Raw genomic sequence first — 895 nt, 5'->3', positions numbered from 1 at the left:
CGGCAACCCCGCCGGTTACACCGGCGCCCGACGCCGACACGGTCGCCTCGGCAGATTTCGCCAGCCAGCCTCCCGGCACCTACGACGACGAAATGCTGGACGCGCACTTCATCGCCGGTGACGGCCGCGTCAACGAGAACATCGGCCTGTCCACGATCCACCAGATCTTCCACTCCGAGCACGACCGGCTGGTGGACGATTTCAAGAAGACCCTGACCAACGACACCTCGGTCACCGGCGTAGCGGCCCTGGCCGAGTGGAAGTCGGCCCTGGGGACCACCGACGGCTGGAACGGTGAGCGCCTCTTCCAGGCCGCCCGTTTCGTCACCGAGATGGAATACCAGCACCTGGTGTTCGAGGAGTTCGCCCGCAAGGTCCAGCCCGCGATCCAGCCGTTCCACGTCTACCACTCGGACATCAACCCGGCCATCCACGCCGAGTTCGCGCACGCGGTGTACCGGTTCGGCCACTCGATGCTGACCGAGACCATCGCCCGCACCAACCCGGATGGAAGTGACAACTCCATCCCGTTGCTGAACGGCTTCCTTAACCCGCCCTCGTACACCAACGACGGCCATGGCGGACAGCTCACCTCCGAGCAGGCCGCGGGAGCCGTCGTCATGGGCATGAGCGACCAGACGGGCAACGAGCTCGACGAGTTCGTTACGGACACCCTCCGCAACAACCTGCTGGGCCTGCCGCTGGACCTCGCGACGATCAACATGACCCGTGCCCGCGAAGCCGGCGTCCCGCCGCTGAACGAGGTGCGCCGCCAGCTCCACGACTCCACCGGCGACGGACAGCTTGCCCCGTACACCAGCTGGGCTGACTACGGGCAGAACATCAAGCACCCCGAGTCGCTGATCAACTTCGTGGCCGCGTACGGCACCTACCC

At 66.1% G+C, this 895-nt stretch carries 1 protein-coding gene; it reads left to right on the top strand.

Translation table 11 applies throughout. From position 1 onward, the window contains the following. Positions 1–895, top strand: an 895-nt coding sequence (locus tag AC1DFE_RS24060) for a peroxidase family protein (RefSeq protein WP_476908333.1), incomplete at both ends; no start/stop codon positions are given.

This window comes from Arthrobacter sp. 05T423 (assembly GCF_056396245.1).
Note: the sequence above shows the minus strand (reverse complement) of the source record. Positions and strands in the feature narration are given on the sequence as shown.